The sequence below is a fragment of the Kitasatospora sp. MAA19 genome (assembly GCF_029894125.1).
In the GTDB taxonomy this organism is placed as follows: domain Bacteria; phylum Actinomycetota; class Actinomycetes; order Streptomycetales; family Streptomycetaceae; genus Kitasatospora.
Window position 1 is genome coordinate 161,942 of sequence record NZ_JARXYZ010000007.1, and the last position, 16,074, is coordinate 178,015.

The 16,074-nt window shown below is 74.2% G+C and carries 17 protein-coding genes and 1 pseudogene; 8 read left to right on the forward strand and 10 right to left on the reverse strand.

Annotated elements, in window-relative coordinates:
* Nucleotides 1-97: 97 nt before the first annotated feature.
* Nucleotides 98-1,027, forward strand: a complete 930-nt coding sequence (locus P3T27_RS14050) for a proline dehydrogenase family protein (RefSeq protein WP_280678081.1) — start codon at nt 98-100, stop codon at nt 1,025-1,027.
* A 60-nt stretch (nt 1,028-1,087) separates the two neighbouring features.
* Here the strand turns inward: P3T27_RS14050 and P3T27_RS14055 are convergent, their stop codons facing one another.
* Entirely contained in the window at nt 1,088-1,681 is a 594-nt protein-coding gene (locus P3T27_RS14055) for a Uma2 family endonuclease (protein ID WP_280678083.1), read from the reverse strand.
* 148 nt (nt 1,682-1,829) lie between these two features.
* Here P3T27_RS14055 and P3T27_RS14060 point away from each other — a divergent pair, with 148 nt between their 5' ends.
* Nucleotides 1,830-2,210, forward strand: a complete 381-nt coding sequence (locus P3T27_RS14060) for a hypothetical protein (RefSeq protein ID WP_280678085.1) — start codon at nt 1,830-1,832, stop codon at nt 2,208-2,210.
* Between the two features lie 9 nt (nt 2,211-2,219).
* On the opposite strand, the gene P3T27_RS14065 is transcribed toward P3T27_RS14060, so the two are convergent.
* The 4 genes from P3T27_RS14065 to P3T27_RS14080 form a co-directional block, all read right to left on the reverse strand.
* Nucleotides 2,220-2,711: an N-acetyltransferase gene (locus tag P3T27_RS14065; RefSeq protein WP_280678087.1), complete on the reverse strand. Its 492-nt coding sequence runs from the start codon at nt 2,709-2,711 to the stop codon at nt 2,220-2,222.
* A 97-nt stretch (nt 2,712-2,808) separates the two neighbouring features.
* A complete protein-coding gene (locus P3T27_RS14070; protein WP_280678089.1) occupies nt 2,809-3,771 on the reverse strand; it encodes an SGNH/GDSL hydrolase family protein in 963 nt (320 codons plus the stop codon).
* 141 nt (nt 3,772-3,912) lie between these two features.
* Entirely contained in the window at nt 3,913-5,181 is a 1,269-nt protein-coding gene (locus P3T27_RS14075) for a TerD family protein (protein WP_280678329.1), read from the reverse strand.
* 158 nt (nt 5,182-5,339) lie between these two features.
* Nucleotides 5,340-6,671 (reverse strand): hypothetical protein, encoded by a 1,332-nt coding sequence (locus tag P3T27_RS14080; RefSeq protein WP_280678091.1) that lies wholly within the window; start codon nt 6,669-6,671, stop codon nt 5,340-5,342.
* 337 nt (nt 6,672-7,008) lie between these two features.
* On the opposite strand from P3T27_RS14080, the gene P3T27_RS14085 reads away from it, so the two are divergent.
* Nucleotides 7,009-7,509, forward strand: coding sequence for an SsgA family sporulation/cell division regulator (locus P3T27_RS14085; RefSeq protein ID WP_280678092.1), 501 nt, complete (start codon nt 7,009-7,011; stop codon nt 7,507-7,509).
* Here P3T27_RS14085 and P3T27_RS14090 read toward each other — a convergent pair.
* From P3T27_RS14090 to P3T27_RS14100, 3 genes and pseudogenes are all read right to left on the reverse strand, one after another.
* Nucleotides 7,428-8,942 (reverse strand): helix-turn-helix domain-containing protein, encoded by a 1,515-nt coding sequence (locus P3T27_RS14090; RefSeq protein ID WP_280678094.1) that lies wholly within the window; start codon nt 8,940-8,942, stop codon nt 7,428-7,430. The two genes, P3T27_RS14085 and P3T27_RS14090, sit on opposite strands and share 82 nt — an antisense overlap.
* Nucleotides 8,943-9,172: 230 nt before the next feature.
* Complete coding sequence (locus P3T27_RS14095; protein ID WP_280678331.1) at nt 9,173-10,246, reverse strand: M56 family metallopeptidase; 1,074 nt, start codon at nt 10,244-10,246, stop codon at nt 9,173-9,175.
* A gap of 185 nt (nt 10,247-10,431) precedes the next feature.
* A pseudogene (locus P3T27_RS14100) lies at nt 10,432-10,788 on the reverse strand (BlaI/MecI/CopY family transcriptional regulator); the annotation flags it as partial.
* Between the two features lie 115 nt (nt 10,789-10,903).
* Here P3T27_RS14100 and P3T27_RS14105 point away from each other — a divergent pair.
* The 5 genes from P3T27_RS14105 to P3T27_RS14125 all read left to right on the forward strand — a co-directional run bounded on the left by P3T27_RS14105 (nt 10,904) and on the right by P3T27_RS14125 (nt 14,892).
* Entirely contained in the window at nt 10,904-11,572 is a 669-nt protein-coding gene (locus tag P3T27_RS14105) for a DedA family protein (protein ID WP_280678096.1), read from the forward strand.
* Nucleotides 11,572-12,240, forward strand: a complete 669-nt coding sequence (locus tag P3T27_RS14110; RefSeq protein WP_280678098.1) for a phosphatase PAP2 family protein — start codon at nt 11,572-11,574, stop codon at nt 12,238-12,240. Before P3T27_RS14105 ends, P3T27_RS14110 begins: the two co-directional genes overlap by 1 nt.
* Nucleotides 12,241-12,394: 154 nt before the next feature.
* Nucleotides 12,395-12,907: a pyridoxamine 5'-phosphate oxidase family protein gene (locus P3T27_RS14115; RefSeq protein ID WP_280678100.1), complete on the forward strand. Its 513-nt coding sequence runs from the start codon at nt 12,395-12,397 to the stop codon at nt 12,905-12,907.
* Between the two features lie 177 nt (nt 12,908-13,084).
* Nucleotides 13,085-14,206 (forward strand): TIGR03364 family FAD-dependent oxidoreductase, encoded by a 1,122-nt coding sequence (locus tag P3T27_RS14120; RefSeq protein WP_280678102.1) that lies wholly within the window; start codon nt 13,085-13,087, stop codon nt 14,204-14,206.
* Nucleotides 14,207-14,217: 11 nt separating this feature from the next.
* Nucleotides 14,218-14,892: a phosphonatase-like hydrolase gene (locus P3T27_RS14125; protein ID WP_280678104.1), complete on the forward strand. Its 675-nt coding sequence runs from the start codon at nt 14,218-14,220 to the stop codon at nt 14,890-14,892.
* A gap of 19 nt (nt 14,893-14,911) precedes the next feature.
* Here the strand turns inward: P3T27_RS14125 and P3T27_RS14130 are convergent, their stop codons facing one another.
* Nucleotides 14,912-15,565, reverse strand: coding sequence for a hypothetical protein (locus P3T27_RS14130; protein WP_280678106.1), 654 nt, complete (start codon nt 15,563-15,565; stop codon nt 14,912-14,914).
* 221 nt (nt 15,566-15,786) lie between these two features.
* Complete coding sequence (locus P3T27_RS14135) at nt 15,787-16,074, reverse strand: hypothetical protein (RefSeq protein ID WP_280678107.1); 288 nt, start codon at nt 16,072-16,074, stop codon at nt 15,787-15,789.

Genomic DNA, 16,074 nt, shown 5'->3' on the forward strand with positions numbered 1-16,074 from the left:
AGCCGGGCGTCGCCCGCCGGGGCGGCGGGCCCCACTCCCGTACCGCCGCCCCGGCCCCTTTCTGCCACCCTTAGAAGCACCAGCTCCAGGAGTCACGATGCTCCGTTCCGCCCTTCTCGCGGCCTCCCGGTCGCCGCAGGTCCGCACCGTGGTCGAGAAGTTCCCGCCGACCCACGCGATAGTCGAGCGCTTCGTCGCCGGTGAGGCCCTCGACGACGCCGTCACCGCCTGCGACGACCTGGTTGCCACCGGCCGCAAGGTCACCCTGGACCACCTCGGCGAGGACACCCAGGACGCCGCCCAGGCCGCCGGCACCGCCGAGGCCTACGAGCACCTGCTCAAGGCGCTCAAGGAGACCGGCCTCGCGGCCGGTGCCGAGGTGTCGGTCAAGCTGTCGGCCGTCGGCCAGTTCCTCCCGGTGGACGGCGAGAAGATCGCGCTGGAGAACGCCCGCCGCATCTGCGAGGCCGCCGCCGACGCGGGCACCACGGTGACCCTCGACATGGAGGACCACACCACCACCGACTCCACCCTCGCCATCGCGCGCGAGCTGCGGGCCGACTTCCCCTGGCTGGGCGTCGTGCTCCAGGCCTACCTGCGCCGCACCGAGGCCGACTGCCGCGAGTTCTCCGGCCCCGGCTCGCGCGTGCGCCTGTGCAAGGGCGCCTACAAGGAGCCCGAGTCGGTCGCGTACCAGGGCAAGCACGAGGTCGACCTCGCGTACGTCCGCGCGCTGAAGATCCTGATGGCCGGCGAGGGCTACCCGATGATCGCCTCGCACGACCCCAACATGATCAAGATCGCCGGCCAGCTCGCCCAGTGGAACGGCCGCAAGCGGGACTCCTTCGAGTACCAGATGCTGTTCGGCATCCGCCCCGAGGAGCAGCTGCGCCTCGCCGGCGAGGGCAACACCATGCGCGTGTACCTCCCGTACGGCCAGGAGTGGTACGGCTACTTCATGCGCCGCCTCGCCGAGCGCCCGGCGAACCTCACCTTCTTCCTGCGCGCCATGGCCACCCGCGGCTGACCCTGACGCCACGTCGAACGGCCCGCACCCCCGGTGGAAGGGGGGCGGGCCGTTTTCGCGTCAGAGGAACGGTTTGGTGTCCAGCTCGAAGCCGAAGGGTTCGGGCAGCGCGAGAGGCTCGCCGAAGGCGGCCAGATGGACCTCGGTGTACTCGTCGCGGTGGGGCTTGCCGAACAGGCTGATCTGCGACCTCTCGCGGTCGATGAGGAGGTAGAGCGGGATCGCGGCGCGGGCGTAGCAGTGGCGTTTGGCGATGCGGTCCTGGTCGGGCTTGCCGGACGTCACCTCCGCCACCATGGCGACACCGTCCGGCTCCATCCAGGACGGGGCGCCCCGGAAGAGGCGGAGATCCTCGGGGGCGAAGGTGGCATCGGGGATGACGTGGTTCTTCGGGCAGAGACCGCCACTCACGAGTCGAAGGCCCTTGCCGCCGGAAACGCTCATGTCGGTCGTGGAATGCCGGATCACCTGCTTGATCAGGTGACTGATGTGGTCCTCGTGATCGCCGTCCGGCGGTGGTGCCACGACGATCTCTCCCTCGATGAGCTCGGCTCGGAAGCCTTCGGGGGAGTGCAGGCTCAGGAAGCTCTCCAGCAGGATGTCGGCCTGCGACGGGGAGTCCGTGATCGGTTGCTCATGCGCCACAGCACTCATGATGCCCCTCCTTCAGATGGACGTCACGCTAGCGAGTGCCGAACCGGGTTATGCCGTGCACGGTTTGATTTCACTCGATGGTGTGGGTTTGAGTTTCGGACTAGGATCGGAGCTTGGTGAACTGGGCGTTTGGCGGGAGGAGTTGGGGATGCTGAAGGAGTTCGCGGGGCTGTCGACGCCGGTGGTGGCGGATGCGTGTGTGCGGTTGGGGGTGGAGCTGCGGGCGGCGCCGGTGGGGGTGGTGGCGGTGACGGCCGGGGGCCGGGTCGCCGGGCGGGTGCTGCCGGTGCGGCACTACGGGAGCGTGGACGTGTTCCTGGAGGCGTACGGTGCGGCCCGGGACGGGGAGGTATTGGAGACGGCCGCCGCGATCGCCCGCACCGAGCGGGCGCAGGCCGAGCGGATCGCCGCCGGCGACACGCTGCGCCGGCAGACCGCCTTCGACGCGTACCTCGAGCGCCGGGCCGCCGACCCGTCGTACAGCTTCCGGCAGCACCTGCGGCGGGTCGGCGGGGCGATCGAGGAGTAGCGAAGTTCCCTACAGGGGCCGGTGCATGACGTGCAGGCCGACGTAGCCCTCGGTGGGGTGGTGGAAGCCCTCCGGGAGGGTGCCGATGACGGTGAAGCCGAGCGACTCGTAGAGCTTCACCGCGTGCGCGTTGGAGGCGACCACGGCGTTGAACTGCATCGCCCGGTAACCGGCTTCACGGGCCCACGCGATGGTGTACTCGGCGAGGGCCCGGCCGATGCCCCGGCCGGAGTGGGCCGGGTCGACCATGTAGCTGGCGCTGGCGATGTGCGAGCCGTTGCCCTGGTGGTTGCGGTTCATCTTGGCGGTGCCGAGCACCGCGCCGGTGGCCTCGTCGACGGCGACCACCGTGCGGTTCGGGGCCGTGAGCAGCCACCAGCCCCGGCCCTGCTCGAAGTCCAGGTCGAGCGGGAACGTGAAGGTCTCGCCGGCGGCGACGATGGCGTGGAAGAAGGGCCAGATGGCCGGCCAGTCCTCGGGGGTGGCTTCGCGGATGAGCATCCGCTCAGCATGATCCGCACCCGGCGGGCGGGGCAACTGCTTTTCGGGACTCCGCCCGCCGGGTGTGGATCGTCCGGTGTGGATCGTCCGGGCGCGGTCAGCCGAGGATGGCGTCCTCGACCAGGGCGGCCGCGTGGGCCTGGCCCTTGGCGTTGGGGTGCACCAGGGCGTAGTGCAGCGGGATGATGCTGGTCAGCACGCCGTCCAGCCAGTGGTCGTCGTCGCAGACGCTGTGGCCGGCGGTGGAGGGGTAGAGGTCGACGAAGGTGTCGCCGTGGGCGGCGGTCTCCTGGGTGATGACCGCGTTGAGCGGCTCCAGGATGGCGGTGCGGGCCCAGGCGAGGTCGCCGGTGGTGAAGGTGGCGAACTGATGCAGGTCGCCGTACCGGCAGCGGGTGGCGTCCTCGGGGATGAGGTGCGGGTAGCCGACGGTCAGCAGCCGCGCGAACGGGGCCTTGGCGTGCAGCGCGCCGAGCATCTGGTCGTAGTCGCCGCGCAGTTGGTTGAGGCGCCCGGGCAGGCTCGCGTCGTACTTGTCCTTGCAGGGCGTGCCCTTGCCGAGGTTGCCCGCGCCGAGTTCGATGCAGGCCTTGAGGATCTCGGCGAAGCCGAGGGTGTTGCCGCCGACCCCGACGGTGATCAGGTCGGTGTCGGGGGAGACGGTGTCGATCTGCGGCGGGACCGGTGGGAAGGGGGCGTCGGGGTCGGTGCCGAAGGGCGGGAGCGGGCGGCCGAGCGGGGTCAGCTTGGTCTGGTAGACGTCCTTGGCGGTGGCGCCGCTGCAGCTGGCGTTGCGCAGGTCGAGCAGTGGGCCGAGGCGGCGGCGGATCACCTCGGGGTAGGAGAGGGTGGTGCGGGCGCAGCCGTCGTGGGGCTCGGTCTCGCCGCCGGTGGCCTCGATGACGCCGGCGGTGTAGGAGTCGCCGAGCGCGGCCCAGGTGAGGGCCCCGGCACGGCCGGACGGCTTGGCGGCGGCCTCGGCGGTGGACGGGGTGATGAGGCCGGCGGTGAGTGCGACGGCGCTGCCGGCGATGACCAGGCGGGACAGGAAGCGTGGCACGGTCTCTCCCTCAACGAGTGCGCGGGAGAGCGCGATTCACCCCCCTAGAGGTAGATCGAGTCGCCGTGTGGACGACTTGATGCCTCAGGAGGGTGAATTCGTCGGCGTGACCGTGACGTCGGGCCGTTCGGCCGGAGTGGGTCAGAGCAGGGCGGCGGACGGATCGGCCATCGCCCGGGCGGTCTTGGCGTCGACGTACTCGCCGAGCGCGGTCATCACCCACTCGCCGGACGTCTGGCGGACCAGCTTGCACATCACCACGCCGGTGCTCGGCTCGGAGTGGGTGAGGTCGAAGCGGACCAGTTCCTCCTCAGTCCGGGCGTCCAGCAGGCGGCAGTAGGCGTTCTTCACCTCGGTGAACCGCTGGCCGGAGAAGGAGTTGACGACGAAGACCAGGCCGGTGACCTCGGCCGGCAGGCCGTCCAGGTGCACGGTGATCGACTCGTCGTCGCCGGCGCCGCCGCCGGTGAGGTTGTCGCCGGAGTGGGCGATCGCGCCGTTGAAGACGGTCAGCTTCATGAACCAGGCCGTCTCCAGCTTCTTGCGCCGGGCGTCGAAGGCGAGGCAGGAGGCGTCCAGGTCGACGCTGCGGCCGCGGCCGGCGGGCTCCCAGCCGAGTGCCATCCGGACTGAGGAGAGGAAGGGGCGGCCGTTCTTCACCAGGGAGACCGAGCTGCCCTTGACCAGGCTGACCCGGCCCTTGTCCAGGGTGACCTTGGCGGGGGCGGGCGGCGCCGGCGGTGCGGCCGGGGGCGCCGGAGGTACGGGCGCGGTGGAGGCGAGGGCGATCCGCGGGTCGACGGGGGCCGGGACCGGGACCGGGGCGGGGGCCGGCGGGGCCGCCGGGGGAGCGACGGGTGCGGCGGGCGGCGCGGGCGGGATGGGCGCGGTCTGGGCCGGGGTGGCCGGGGCCGGGGCGTCGTCGACGGTGACGCCGAAGTCGGTGGCGATGCCCGCCAGGCCGTTGGCGTAGCCCTGGCCGACCGCGCGCACCTTCCAGGCGCCGCCGCGCAGGTAGACCTCGACCACGATGAGCGCGGTCTCCCGGCCCAGCTGCGGCGGGGTGAAGGTGACCAGGACCTGCCCGGTGTCGGCGTCGCGGACGGTGGCGGTCGGCTCCATTCCGGCGAAGGTGGCGGAGTCGTCGGCGGGGCTGGCGGTCACCACGATCTTGGTGATGTCGGCCGGGACGGCCAGCGTGTCGACGGTGATCGCGTCCGGCGTTCCGGCGGTGGCCGGGCGGTGGCTGACGCCGGGGCCGTGCGGGGCGTTGAAGAAGACGAAGTCGTCGTCCGAGCGCACCTTTCCGGCGTCGGTCAGCAACAGACCGGAGACGTCCAGCGCCTTGGGTGCGGTGACCTCGACAGTCACCCGCGCGGCGGTCAGCGGGGCGTTGCCGCCTTGGGTCAGGACGGTGGACACGGACTCCTCCTCGGGTGCGGAACGGCGACCGGCCGGGGCCGTCGGGGCCGCCGGGCCGGGTGCTGCCCACAGTAACGAACGGGGGTGCCGGGATGAGCCCGTCCGGGGCGGTGACCTGTCGGATCGTCGGACGGTACGGCTGGGCCTCAGCGGGGTGCGATGGCCGGCGGCGCGGTGTTCTGCGGCGCAGTGTCTTGCGATGCGGTGTCTTGCGATGCGGTGGTGCGCGGTGCGGTGGTGCGCGGTGCGGTGGTCGGCGGGAGCCCGGGCGCCTGCGGTTCGGCCGGCTGGGGCGCGACCGGGCCGAAGGAGCCGAGGGCGGCGACCGCCCGGGGGTGGTCGATGCCGAAGGCGGCGGCGCTCCAGCTCTCCAGCGCGACGGGCTTGCGGACCAGGCCGGACGGGCCGGACGGACCGGCGGTCGGGCGGGTGCCGCGCACGCCGAAGGCGTACCGGCCGGGCGGGACGTCGGTGCCGGCCGGGGTGGTGAAGCGGTAGACCAGGGTGCCGCGGTCCTGCTGGGCGGTGACGACCGCGCCGGGCAGATCGGTCCAGGCGGTGCCGCTGCCGGGGGCCAACTCGCCCGGGGAGAGCCGGAATTCGGCCTGAAGCGCGGTCAGCGGCTCGGCGACGGCGAGGTCGAGCTGGTGCCGGAGGCCGTCGCGGCCGAGCGGCGTGACGGTCGCGACGCCGACCAGGGCCTGGTCGACGTCCGGCGCGGTGTCCGGGTCGGCGCCCGGGGCGGGGGTGCCGGTGCCGGTGCCGTCGGAGGGGCCGGACGGGGCGGTGGACCCGCCCGGGGCGGGCGCCGGGCCGGACACCGGGCGGGGCCCGGGCGCGTGCGGCACGGTCGGCGAGGGGGAGGTCGAAGGCGTCGCGGCGGGTTGGTCGGTGGCGGGCACGCCGGGCTGGGCCGACGGCGAGGGCCCGGCGGCGGCGTCGGCCTGCGTGGCGGGCGTGCCGGTGCCGGCCGGCCAGGAGCCGGGCCCGCGGCCGGAGCCGCGATCGGCGGCGGCCTGTCCGCCGGTCTCCTCCGGGACCGCCGACCGGGTGCCGGACTCGCTGGGCGAGGCCGATCCGGAGGCCGTGCTCGACGCCGCCCCCGAGTGTTGCGACGGGGACCGGGACTCGACGGGCCGGGGCGCCGAGGGCCGGCCGGTGGCCGGGGGATCGGTGGGGTTCTGCCCGGCCGGGACCTGGTCGGCGGCCGCCTGGGCCTGCTCGCCCGGAGTGGGCGTGGGCGGCGGAGTGGTGCCGACCCGGGCGACCCCGGCCCGCCGGCCCACGCCCTGCTGCTCGTTGAGCAGGAGCGTGGTGGCGATGCTGATGCCGACGACGGTGGACATCGCCATCGCGGCACCGGAGAAGCGCAGGGTGGGCAGCCGGAACCGGCCGCCGAACGGGCGCGGCCGCCCGTGCCGGCCGTGCCGTACGGGCTCGTGCTGCACGTCCCGTGCGGCGTCCTCGCGCACAGCCACCGGACCCCTCCCTCCCCGAAGTCGCCGTTGCGGTCGCGGTATTCTCCCACGCGCCGAGGCCGGGTCGGCATCGGCCGCCCGGGGTCGGTCGGCCGGGGGCCGGGTGGGGCCCGCGCCGGGAGGGGAGAGCGTACCAGCGGGTGATCGCATCCCGGACGGTTTCCATCCATTGCGTGGACAGCCGTTCGACATGCGGAAGTTGACGATCCGTCTGACAAGGTCGGTCAGGGGTCTGCTCGCTCGAACGGAGGATATTGCAACCTCCTTGCAACCCTTGCCCGCCCGGCCCGCGGTGGACCAGGCTGAGGTCATCCCACGCCGTCCCGGAGAGACCGTCATGCCGCCCGACCCGCTGTCCGCAGCCTCCAGTCCACCCCTCGCCGCCACCCCCACGGGCGGCGATGGGGACGGCTCCACCGCCGCTCCGGCGGCGGTGGAGGAGGTGCTGACCCTACGGATCTCGCTGGGCGAGGAGGTGGTCGGCGAGGTGCGCACCCGGTTCCGGTTCGACGCCGCCCGCCCGTACGAGGTGGTGCTGACCTTCCACCTGGGGCGCTCGGACGAGGCCGACTGGGTGTTCTCGCGCGAGCTGCTGCGCGACGGCCTGCACACGCTGAGCGGTCAGGGCGACGTCAAGCTGTGGCCGGCGTACTGCCCGTGCCACGGCTCGACGTTGCACCTGGCGCTCGAATCGCCGCACGGCAGCGCCCTGCTGGAGGCCTCCAAGCCCCGGGTGCGGGCCTGGCTGGACCGTACCTACGCGCTGGTCTCCGTCGAGGCGGAGCGCGCCTGCGGCCCGACCGACGACCAGCTGGCCGCGCTGCTCGCGGGCGGCTGAGGCGCGGTCGGGGCGTCCCCGGGCGCGCGCGGCTGCGGGACGGACGCCGTGCCGGGCAGCCGGACCGTCCCCGCGGCCAGCCCGGCCCGCAGCCGCCGGACGGCCGGGGCCGAGGAGGCGGGCAGCAGGTCGTACGGGTCCTCCGGCCCGTCCACCGTGACCAGCACCGACTCGGCGAAGCGGTACGGCCGGTGGGCCAGCAGGCTGCCCAGGTAGCGGCGCAGCCGGGACAGCTCGGCGCGCACCGTCACCGTCCGGCCCGGGTCGCCGAACAGCGCCTCCGCGAGCTGCGCGGCGGTGCTGCCCTCGCGGCCGGTGGCGAGCAGGAGCAGCAGTTCGGCGTGGCGCGGGCTGAGCGGGTGCGACCAGCCGTCGGCAGCGCCCTGCACGGTCAGCTCCGGGCGGTCGTGGCGGCGCAGGTCGAGCCGGAGCCGGGCGCCCTCGGCCTGCTCGGCGGTCACCGTGCCGGAGCCGTCCGTCTCGGGCGGCCGGACCGGCCGGACCAGCCAGCCGTCCGCGAGCGGTTCCAGGGCGCACTCGCCGAGGCCGGGCACCCAGTGCACGGCGGCGGTGCCCCAGCCGTCGACCGGCACCCGCAGCCGGCCGAGCGGCGGCAGGCCGGCCGCGGCGGCGGTCCACCCGGCGGCGTCCACCACCAGGGCCGGGCCGGCCACCCGGGCGAGCATCGGGGCGGCCAGGGTGCGCAGCTGGTTCAACGCCTCCAGCCGGTGCGCGCGCAGCTCGGTCTCGGCGAGCCGGGCGGCGGTGGCGGTCAGCTGGAGCAGGTACGGGCGGATGCTGCGGGCCGGGCCGCTGAGGTTGATCGCGCCGACCAGCCGTCCGGTGCCCGGGTCGCGCACGGGGGCGGCCACACAGGTCCAGGAGTGGTGGCTGCGCAGGTAGTGCTCGGCGGAGTGGACGTGCATCGGGCGCTGGGCGCGCAGCGCGACGGCGATGCCGTTGGTGCCGACGCTCTCCTCGATCCAGCGGGCGCCGGTGAGGAAGCCGATCCGGTCGGCGCTGCGGCGCAGGCCGCGCTCGCCCTCCTGCCACAGCACGTGGCCCTCGGCGTCGGCGATGGCGAGGATCAGCGGGGTCTGGCCGGCCGGCTCCAGCAGGGTGTCGCGCAGCACCGGCATGACCGCGTCCAGGCCGCTGGCGCGGCGGCGCTGCTCGATCTCGGCGGGGCCGAGGTGGACGGCGGCGGCGCCGGCGTCGGGGTCGAGCCCGAGGCGGCGCAGCCGGGCCCAGGAGTCGCCGATCTCGGGGCGGGGTTCGAGCCGGCCGGGGGTGGCGGGGTCGGGGGACAGGGGCTGGGCGAGTTCGCGGGCGGCGGCTTCGGCGAGGGTGCGCTCGTGGACTCTGGCCAGCTCGGCCGCGGTCGGCGGGGTGCGGCGTTCTGGTCGTCGGGACTGCCGTCCGGTCTGCCGCACTCGCGTTGCTCCTCGCCGCCGTTCGAGGACGCGCCGGGGTCGACGCGCTGACGAAAGAGTACGGGGGCGGTGGGTATCTGGGGATGGGGTCTGCCAACTCGGCATACCGGACGGTACGACCGTGGACAGGTCGAGGTGTGATGGCTAAGGGCGGGCCGGCGGGATCGGCCGGACGGGCCTCGGCCGCCGGGTCGAGGGCCCTGGCGTCGCCGGAGTCGTGGGTGCCGGGGTCAGCGTTCCGCGCCGGTGCCGCGCTGGGCCGCCTCGACGGTGTGGTGCAGGTCGGCGGTGGCCTCCAGGGTGGCGGCGGTGCTCAGGGCCAGGCAGGCGGCCAGCGCGATCGCGGCCGGGCGCAGCCGGGCGCCGGTGGTGGCCGGGCGGGGCTGGAGCAGGGCGGCGACCCGGCGCGGGACCGGCCCGGAGTGGGCGGCGGGGACCAGCCGGGGCCGGGCCGGCCAGGGGGAGTGGCTGGCGGCCAGGGCGGCCCGGCCGACCGCGCGGGCGGTCACCGCGCGGTCGCCGACCCGGGCGGCCGCCACCTCGTCGGCCCAGCGCTCCAGGTGGTACCCGAGGGGCGCGCGCAGCGGCCGCAGCGCCGGGTGGAGGTCGGCGGCGTGCTCGGCGAGGGCGAGGAAGACGTGGTGGCGGGCGGTCAGGTGGGCCCGTTCGTGGGCGATCAGGGCGGCCCGCTCGGGCCCGGTGAGGGCGCGCAGCATGCCGGAGGTGACCACGATCCGGCCGGGTTCGCCGGGTCGGCCGGGTCGGCGCAGCCGCCCGGGCAGGGCGAAGGCGTCGGCGCGCTCGTCGTCGAGGACGGCGAGCGGGTGCTCGCCCGGCTGGAGCAGGGCGTGGGCGCAGGCCAGGACGGCCTGCGGGGTGCGCGCCCGGCGCATGGTGGCGTGCCGGGGGCGCGTGTCCGGATGCCGGTCGTCGGCCGCCGCCGGGCAGGCCGGGAGGGCGGCCCGGGCCGCGCGCAGCTCCAGCCGGTGGCGGCGGGCGGTGCGGACGGCCTGGGCGGTCAGCGCGGCGAGCACCAGGCCGGCCGCGGCGGCCGCCGGCGGCGCGCTGGGTGCGGCGGCGGTGAGCCAGGGCAGCGACAGGTGGCCGATGGCGGCGACCGGCGGCAGCTGGAGCAGCCCGGCGGTGGCGAGCAGGCCGAGCGAGCAGAGGGTGCCGACGGCCAGGACGGCGGCCGTCCCGGCGAGCATCCAGGCGGCGGCCCGGGGCGGCAGGGCGTCGGCGAGGCGGCGGGCCAGCGGGGCGGCCAGGAACGGCAGCAGCAGCGGGGCCCAGACGGCGATCATCACGATCCGGCCGCCCCGGGGGTTCCGTCGCCGAGGCTGGGGGCGCTGTGGCCGAAGCCGGGAATGCCGTCGCCGAGGCTGGGGGCGCTGTGGCCGAAGCCGGGAATGCCGTCGCCGAGGCCTGGGGCGCCGGCGCCGTCGCCGGGCCCTGGGGTGCCGTGGCCGAGCCCTGGGACGCCGTCGCCGAGCAGGTCGCGCAGCAGCTGCTCGTCCTCGGCGGAGAGGTCGGAGACGAAGCGGGCGAGCACGGTGGAGCGGTCGGCCTCGCGGCCGAGCTCGGTGTGCATCCGGCGGGCGGCGAGGCCCGCGGTGTCCTGGACGGTCGGGGTGTAGGCGTAGGCGCGGCCGGCCCGGGTGCGTTCCACGGTGCCCTTGTCGTGCAGCCGGGCGAGGATCGTGGCGATGGTGGTGCGGGCGAGGTCCCCGCCGAGCGCCGTCTGGACGTCCTGCGGGGTCATCGGCTGCCGGGCCGACCAGAGCGCGGCCAGCACCTCGGCCTCCAGCTCCCCGGCGGGCCGGCGGGCGGACGGTACGTCGGACATGGCGGCGCTTCCTCCAGGTTTCGTCTACAGTCATGTAGACCGTCTACGTCACTGTAGACGGTCAGGGTGGGTTTCGCTGCGATCCGCCCTCCAACGTACGGGAGGTCCGCCAGCCTTGCTTCAGTTCCTCGCCGATCCGGCCGCTCACCTCGCGGTGAACCCGCTGGACGCGTCCTCGTTGCTCGCCGCCTTCGGCGCGCTCGGCATCGCCGTCGTGCTCTTCGCCGAGACCGGCCTGCTGGTGGGCTTCTTCCTGCCCGGCGACTCGCTGCTGTTCACCGCCGGCCTGCTCTGCGTGCCCGGCGCCACCAAGGGCCCGCAGCTGGAGCTCTACCAGGTGCTGCCCGCCGCCCTGGTCGGCGCGCTGGCCGGTGCCCAGGTCGGCTACCTGATCGGCAAGCGCGGCGGCCGCGCGCTGCTGCGCCGCACCAAGCGCAGGAGCCTGCTGGAGGGCGTCGAGCGGGCCGAGGAGCTGCTCGGCAAGTACGGCCACGGCAAGGCGATCGTGCTCGCCCGGTTCATCCCGGTGGTCCGAACGGTGCTGAACCCGCTCTGCGGCGTGCTCGAAGTGCCGGCCCGCTCGTTCACCTTCTGGCAGGTGACCGGCGGTGCGATCTGGACCGTCGGCGTGGTGCTCGCCGGGTACGGGCTCGGATCGTCGATCCCGAGCATCGACAAATATCTGCTCCCGATCATCGGTCTGGTAGTAGTTGTCTCCGTGCTCCCCATTGTTCTCGAACTGTTCCGCGCCCGTAAGGCGCGCCGTCACGGAGGTGACGCGTGATGTCCTCTCGGGCTCTGGCCGTGTACGACGGCAGCGGCATCGACGGCTCCCTCTACACCCGGGTGAACGGGTGGGCTCAGGACGCCCCGCACTGGCTGGACGAGCTGATCAAGGTCTGGTCGGCGATCGGCCTCGGCCTGTTCGCGGTCTTCATGCTCTACGCCTGGTGGCGGGCGCGCGGCGCCGACTCGGTGGTGATGGCCCGGGTGCTCGCCTCGCCGGTGATCGTGGTCGTCGCGTACGGCGTCAACTCGGTCCTCAAGGGCATGGTCGAGGAGGTCCGGCCGTGCGCCCAGATCCCCGGCAGCGTCTCGCTGGAGACCTGCCCGGGTGTCGGCGACTGGTCCTTCCCCAGCAACCACACCGTGATCGCCTTCGCCGCCGCCACCGCGCTCTGGTTCGCCGACCGGCGGCTGGGCTGGATCGCCGGGATCTTCGCGGTGCTGATGGGCGCCTCCCGGGTCTGGGTCGGCGTGCACTACCCGCACGACGTGGCCGTCGGCGCGCTGGTCGGCCTCCTGGTCGCGCTGGTGCTGGCGCCGCTCGTCGGGCGCTGCGGACCTCTGGTGGACCGGATGCGGGCGGGCGCGCTGCGCCCGCTGCTCGGCCCGGGGACGCTGCCGGTCGTCGCCCGCGGCCACGCCTCGTACGAGACCCGACGGCACTGATTCCGTAGCCTGCCCGTAGCCCGTCCGACCCTTGTCTGGCCGGGGTGGCGGGTAGAGCATGTGAGCCGGGCGTGGGGCCCCTTCGCGGGGAACCCGCCCGGCTCAGTCGTGCCGGGGCGCGGGAGCGCCGGGCGTGCCAGCGGAGGGAGTGCCAATGCCGTACCGACTCGACATCACGCAGGGGGACTGGCCGGGCGAGTCGCCGCACAAGGGCGTCGAGGGCCTGCTCTCGGAGGCCATGGTGCTCACCCTCGCCACCGCCGGTCACGAGCACGGCCCGCACGCCAACCTGGCCTTCTTCGCGTACGACGACGACCTCGTTCTCTACTTCGTCAGCGAGCGCTCCACCCGGCACAGCCACCATCTCGCCGAGGAGGCCCGGGCCGCCGCCACCGTCTTCCTGCCGCCGCCGGTCTTCGGCGAGCAGCTGCGCGGCCTGCAGCTGACCGGCGGCGCGAGCGAGGCCTGGGGGCGGCAGGCCGAGGCGGCGCTGGCTGCCTACCAGGGGCGGTACCCGTCCTTCGCGCAGGACGAGGAGGTCCGGCGGCAGTTCCTCACCGGGGGCGGGGCGGCGGCGCTGTACCGGTTCCAGGTGGAGGAGCTGACGGCGGTGGACGAGCCGAACTTCGGGCGGCGCAACTACCTGCGGGCGCGGGTGCTGCGGTGACGGCCCGGTGGCGGGGTCTCTGATCGGGTTGCCCGGCAGGGTTACCGGGCTGGGTCGTCTGGCCGGGCTGTCTGTCCGGGTTATCCGGCCGGGTTGTCTGTACAACTTTTCGGGTGATTCATCTGCGGGACGTCACCCGGACGCCCCTCGGACACCTGGCCGCATCAGCCTGGCCGCATGAGAGTCATCGTCGTAGGAGCAGGCGTGCTCGGCACCATGCACGCCTGGCAGGCCGTCGAACGCGGCCACGAGGTCCTCCACCTGGAGCGCGAGACCGAGGCGCGCGGCGCCTCGGTGCGCAACTTCGGCCTGGTCTGGGTCAGCGGCCGCGCGCAGGGCGAGGAACTGGACACCGCGCTGCGCGCCCGCGAACTGTGGGAGGGCATCGGCGCACGCGTCCCCGACCTCGGCTTCCGCGCCAACGGGTCGCTCACCGCGATCCGTACCGAGGCCGAACTCGCCGTCGCCGAACAGGCGCTCACGCTGCCGGACGCCGCCGCCCGCGGCTACCGGCTGCTCGACGCCGACCAGGCCAGGGCCGCCAACCCGGCCCTGCGCGGCAAGCTGCTCGGCGCCCTGTCGTGCGACCGCGACGCCGCCGTCGAACCCCGCACCGCCCAGCCCGCGCTGCGCGCCGCCCTGCAGGCCACCGGCCGCTACACCTTCCTGCCCGGCCGCGAGGTCCGCGACGTGATCGGCGAGAACGCCGTCCGCGACGACCACGGCGACGTCCACACCGGCGACCTGGTCATCCTCTGCACCGGCGCCTGGCTCGGCGGCCTCGTCCGCGAACTCGCCCCCGCCCTGCCCGTCCGCCGGGTCCGGCTGCAGATGATGCAGACCGACCCGCTCGGCGAGACCCTCACCACCTCCGTCGCCGACGGCGACAGCTTCCGCTACTACCCCGCCTTCGCGGGCAGCGCCCTGGACCGCCTGCGCGAGACCCAGCCGCAGCCGGACGTCGCCGCCGAGCACAAGATGCAGCTGCTCATGGTCCAGCGCCGTGACGGCGGCCTCACCATCGGCGACACCCACGAGTACGACCAGCCGTTCGGCTTCGACGTCGTCGAGGACCCGTACGACCACCTGGTCGGCGTCGCCGAGGAACTGCTCGGCCGCCCGCTGCCGCGCGTGCGCCGCCGCTGGGCCGGGGTGTACGCCCAGTGCGTCGACACCACCCGGGTCGTCCACCGCGAACGCGTCCGCGACGGAGTCTGGCTGGTCACCGGCCCCGGCGGCCGCGGTATGACCTGCTCTCCGGCCATCGCCGAGACCACCGCTGAACTCGCAAATCTGTAAGGGTAGTTGACATGTCTCCTGATATCCGCCTGGTCGTCCTCGACATGGCCGGCACCACCGTGGCCGACGACGGTCTCGTCGAGCAGGCCTTCGGCGCCGCCGCCGCCACGCTCGGCGTCGAGGCCGGCAGCCCCGCCTACGAGCCCATGCTGGCGCACGTGCGCGCCACCATGGGCGAGTCCAAGATCTCCGTCTTCCGGCACCTGTTCGGCGAGGAGGAGAAGGCCCAGCAGGCCAACACCGCCTTCGAGGCCGCCTACCACGACCTCGTCGACGCCGGCCACTGCGCCGCCCTGCCCGGCGCCGCCGAGGCCATCGCCGAACTCCGCGGCCGGGGCCGGAAGGTCGTCCTCACCACCGGCTTCTCCCGGGCCACCCAGGACCGCATCCTCACCGCGCTCGGCTGGCAGTCCATCGCCGACCTCACCCTCTGCCCCGCCGAGGCCGGCCGCGGCCGCCCGTACCCGGACCTCGCGCTCACCGCGCTGCTGCGCACCGGGGTTGACTCGGTGCGGCAGATCGCGGTCGCCGGGGACACCGGCTACGACATGCTGACCGGTGTGCGGGCGGGCGCGTCGGTCGTCGCCGGCGTCCTCACCGGCGCCCACGACGAGGCCCGCCTGCGCGCCGACGGGGCGACCCACGTGCTCGGCTCGGTGGCGGAACTGCCGTCGCTGCTCGGCTAGAGGCGGTTGGTCCAGCGCGCTACGGGTGGGCGGAGTCGCGGGGGGTGCCCCGGACTCCGCCCACCCGGCTGAACGGGACCCGCCGCGGGCGACCGTTGCGGACCACGGCCACGCCCAGACCGCCGACGGCCGCCATCAGGACGGCGTCCAGGCCGCCGGCGATGGCCAGGTCCTTCGAGAAGTCGATGTCGTCAGGGGTGCGCGCGGCCGCGACGCCCCTGGGGTCGTAGCGGACGGTGAGCCGGTCGCCGACCGCGTGCGAGTGGAGGCCCCCGTACACCGTGCCGTTCGGGATCGGCACGCCCCACTCGTCGGCGAGGTCGTACGTCGAGTCCGGGTGCTTGCTCTCGGGGTGGTCGTGTGCCGCCGTGATCCGGGCTGAGGTGGTGACCCCGGTGGTGTTCAGGACCACCGCGTCCCGGGCCGCGATCACCTCTCCCAGCGCGCCGCCCCACAGCGCGACGGACAGGATCGCCACCCAACAGCCCACCACCCCGACCAGCCGGACGACGCCCACGATCCAGGCGACCCCGACAACCAGCCCGAGCAGCCACGCCAGGCCCCCGCTGACGTACGTGCTCAGCAGCACCAGCCCGAACGTCCCCACCGGCACCGCCGCCACCAGCGCGCCCGCCAACGCGATGGTTCTGCGGCGGCTTCTCTCCCTGGCCATGGCGGCCCCCGATCTCCCTACGACGAGGTGGAAGGCTACGCCCGGATCCTGACGGCCTCCGGGCGGGGTCCCGGTCATCGGCGGCGACGCCGGATGGCGAGTTCAGCGAGGCCGACGCTCGTCAGGACGGCGACGGCGGCGCCGGGGAGGGCGAAGTCGGTGGGCCGGTGTACTCGGGGCGGGTGGTCCACTCGACGCCGCCGCCCACAAAGGCTGAAGCCTCAATCGGGTGGGATCGGAACTTCCTCGGAGCCGAGGAGGAGGTACGCGTGAACCTTCTCCAGATACGCGTACATTTCCTCGTCTGTCTCGAACTCGACCCAGGTGAGTTCGCAGTACTCGCCCCGGGTGAGGTCCCGCTCCTCGAAGAGTTGCTTGAACCATTTCTGCAGGTCCTCGCCCCATACGGGGTTCGACATGTTGATGGTCCTCTTGATGCGCTCCAGGTAGGAGTGAGCCATCTCGACGTTCAGATACTGCTGCATGAATCCGGCGAGTTCTGGTTCCAT